General features: G+C 38.7%; 4 protein-coding genes. All 4 read left to right on the top strand.

Going from position 1 to position 3720, the window contains the following annotated elements; all coding sequences use genetic code 11:
• The first annotated feature begins 422 nt into the window (after nt 1-422).
• Nucleotides 423-1046 carry a TetR/AcrR family transcriptional regulator gene (locus HY841_00445; GenBank protein MBI4929202.1) on the top strand — a complete coding sequence of 208 codons (624 nt, stop codon included), beginning with the start codon at nt 423-425 and terminating at the stop codon, nt 1044-1046.
• 68 nt (nt 1047-1114) lie between these two features.
• Nucleotides 1115-2407, top strand: a complete 1293-nt coding sequence (locus HY841_00440) for a T9SS type A sorting domain-containing protein (GenBank protein MBI4929201.1) — start codon at nt 1115-1117, stop codon at nt 2405-2407.
• Between the two features lie 33 nt (nt 2408-2440).
• Entirely contained in the window at nt 2441-3544 is a 1104-nt protein-coding gene (locus HY841_00435; GenBank protein ID MBI4929200.1) for a T9SS type A sorting domain-containing protein, read from the top strand.
• Between the two features lie 20 nt (nt 3545-3564).
• A partial coding sequence (locus tag HY841_00430) for a hypothetical protein (GenBank protein MBI4929199.1) occupies nt 3565-3720 on the top strand: 156 nt, incomplete at its 3' end.

Below are 3720 nucleotides of genomic sequence, written 5' to 3'. Positions count from 1 at the left end.
TAACAACGCATTTGCGTTATTGCCGCTACAATCTTGCATCGAGTTTTGTTTTTCATATCTTTGCTTTGTGTTTCGGCAGACAATTTTGCGCTTCGTAAATCGGCAACAACGCAATATGCGCGGAACGTTAGTGGCAACCCTAAAAAACGACACAGTTCTCCGTAGACACTGACGCAGTAACTTGACAGCAGGACAAAAGAAAAAAAAGAAAAACCCACGCGGAGTTTATCCCGCTACATAGCGGGACATTTTTGAAAATTTCTTTTTCCGACACACATTTGGCACATTTACCTTTGCCCCAACCGCACAAACCAACCACAGGGGCAAAGTCAAAAGAGCCAAATCTTCCCACCCGCAAAAAAGATTTGGTGGAATCAAAATAATATATGTATATTTGCAGACCATTTGGTCGAATATAGATTATGAGAAGGAAAAAACTTGACTCTGAAACAGAAAAGAAAATCTTTGATTCTGCTATTAAAGTGTTTCATCAAAGAGGTATACATGGCGCACGAATGCAGGAAATTGCAGATAAAGCAGGAGTAAGTAAATCAATGCTGCATTATTATTTTGTAAACAAAGAAAAATTATTTGACAAGGTGTTCAATCTTACAATGAAAAATATATTCCCAAAGGTGAACTCTATTCTTGTTTCAAACTTTCCCTTGTTGCAGAAGATTGCTATTTTCATGAACACATATACTGACATACTTTTCAAAGAGCACCCCTCAAGTGGATTCATTATTGCAGAAATGGCTACGAATAAAGAAAAAATTCTTAAACTGACTATTACCAGCGCAGGATTTGATCTGACAAAATTTAAGCAACAGGTAGAAAGAGAATACAAGCTTGGAAATATAAAAAGGGTTGATGTGCGAATTCTATTATTGAACATGATTTGTCTCAGCGTTTTCCCTTTTGTGGCTATCCCTATGCAACTTCAACGTTTTAACATGACAGAGAAAGAATACTTTCAACTGCTTGAAAAAAGAAAACCAATCATTTCTGAAATGATAATTAATTCAATAAAGAAAAACGATTCGTAAAATATTTTTTTCATGTAAATTCGACTATATGGTCTAAATATAATTATTAACCTTTAAAATTCACGACAATGAAAAAAGTTTTATTCCTCGTAGCGGCAATCGCTGATACAGTGATTGCCTTCGCACAAGCAAATTGCGCTGCCGCTTCAAGCGGATTAACACCCATCAATGATTTGGGAACTGGTTCCTTTGTTAATGCATGGGCTGCCACATGGACAGGCGGGCTTTATCCCAACGGCTCTAATTATCGTCCCGCCACACACATGGCTGCGGGTATATCTCTTGCCCAACAAGTTGTTCCGCTCGATGCTACAGGAAATATTGATAATGTTAATGGCAAAATTGTCTGGCTCAGCATAGGAATGTCAAACGCCACCATGGAAACCCAGCAGTTTATTCCACTGGCAAATGCGTATGCAAACAAAAATCCCAAACTCACTTTTGTGGATGGCGCACAAGGAAGCATGACAGCATCTGTTATTTCTACTCCAAGCAATCCTAACTACGCAACCTATTGGAATACTATTAATACACGTCTTGCCACAGCAGGAGTTACTTCGAGTCAGGTGGAAGTTATCTGGTTTAAAGAAGCTAATCCTGCCTCCGGTTCACAAATTCAGCCATATTATGATTCTCTTATTGTTCAGTATAAAAGAATCATGAATAATATTAAGGTGCGTTTTCCAAATGTAAAACTCTGTTACATGGCGAGCCGCATATCTGCCAGATACGCTTCCTCAACACTAAATCCTGAACCTTATGCATACTACACAGGATGGGCAGTTAAGAAAGTAATTGAAGACCAAATTAATGGTGACCCGCAATTGCAATATTCGGGTCCTGGCGCTAACTCACCTTTTCTCTCGTATGGCATTTATATGTGGTCGGATGGAAGCACACCTGAACTAACAAACCCAAATGTATTTTGGACCTGCCCGACAGATTTTACAACGGACGGAACACACCCTTCAGTACCCACAGGTGCGGCAAAAGTTGCAAACCTTCTGCTTACTTTCTTTCAGAATGACACGCTTTCTTGTCCCTGGTTTTTCAACACAGCCCCTGCATGGTGTGGCGTTGTTGGAATTCAGCATGAAACAATATCAGGTGCTGCATTAAATATTTTTCCAAATCCTTTTTCAACAACAACAACAATTCAAATTACAAGTTCAGAATTGAAAAATAAAAATCTGGATTTGAAACTTTACAATTTGTTTGGACAGGAGATAATGCAAACGCGGAATATTAAAAATGAAACGATTATTGACCGCAGTAATTTTTTATCGGGAATTTATATCCTGAAACTATTCTCAACTGATGATAATAAATTTATCTCTGTCAATAAAATAACCATTGAATAAGAAACCATCATTCACCATAAAAAAATCAACCAAATGAAAAAGTTCAACAACAAAAATAAAACCAATCACTTACAAGTCGCTGAAAGGCGCGCAAACAAAATGAAAAATAAATTCTACACAATGCTCATCATTGCATTTCTTTCGGTAACTTTTTGTACAACATTATTCAGCCAGCCTCCTCCTGGCGCTGTTTTAATTTGGTCAGCAGATTTTGAGACAGGAGATCAATCACAGTTCCACAATCTGGAGAACACAGATCTATGTGATAACGGTGTGATTGGCGTTTCTTCAACCATAGTTCATAGCGGAAATTATGCTGGAAAATATTCAGGTGATATGCCTTCAGGCGCGATTAAATGCAGAGAATATTGGAATGTCAATTTCAAAACAGGACACCCGGCAAATACAGGGACATGGTTGAGCATGACCGATTTCTACTGGGAGGCATGGTTTTATATTCCTACTGTTTCTTGGCCGACTGGACCAACCGCATGGTTCAGCCCCGTCACTATTGGTACGATAACGAACAACTGGGCTACACCGTTAACTCTTGGCTCTGGGTCGAATCGCTTGATTAACCTTTTTTCACACCAAACCCAGACCCAGTTCAACCAGAATAACCCCACGGTTCCATTTCCTTTCGATCAATGGTTCAAGCTATCCATGATTGCGCATAACTTTGGTCCGTCAAATGCCGATGTCACCTTGTATCAGGATAATGTTGCGATAATACATGCCACGGGCAATTTGAGCGCTGGAGGAAATGATTCTGATCATTTCGGGCTTTACATAGGAAGCGGGATACCTAACTTTACTGTATACAACGATGACATTTCGGTTTATTCCATTCCTACTGCCACAGCAACTAATGAATATCCCAACAGCAATGCTCAGGTTTTTGTTTACTTTGATCCCTCAACCGATTATGTAAATGTTACATTATCAGGAATAAACTTTTCATCGGGAGAATTAGAGTTTGCTATCTATGACTTATGCGGAAGAACGGTGAAAAAGATTGCTTGTAATTCTTCTTCTCTCATTGTGAATAGAAGTGATGTGTCAAACGGAATGTATTTATATCAGTTGAAAGACACAGAGAAAATAATTGGAACAGGAAAAATAATTATTCAGAACTGAACTTCTAAAACCAAAATACTATGGCATCAACAACTGAAACAGGACACGCAAAAAATGTAGCAAACTTTGAAGACCTCATTTCATTTTGCACAGGATACGGAACATCTTACAATCCGAGCAAAGCAGGAATAAAACTGCCTGCCTTGAACACACAGTTCACAGGTGCGAAAAATTCT

It is taken from the genome of Bacteroidota bacterium (assembly GCA_016213405.1).
Taxonomy (GTDB): domain Bacteria; phylum Bacteroidota; class Bacteroidia; order Palsa-948; family Palsa-948; genus Palsa-948.
This window is presented reverse-complemented; position numbering and strand designations above follow the sequence as displayed.

What these genes read in the sequence shown, in the direction of transcription:
- HY841_00445 (MBI4929202.1), top strand. Translation starts at nt 423, where the DNA reads ATGAGAAGGAAAAAACTTGACTCTGAAACAGAAAAGAAAATCTTTGAT.
- HY841_00435 (MBI4929200.1), top strand. Translation starts at nt 2,441, where the DNA reads ATGAAAAAGTTCAACAACAAAAATAAAACCAATCACTTACAAGTCGCT.
- HY841_00440 (MBI4929201.1), top strand. Translation starts at nt 1,115, where the DNA reads ATGAAAAAAGTTTTATTCCTCGTAGCGGCAATCGCTGATACAGTGATT.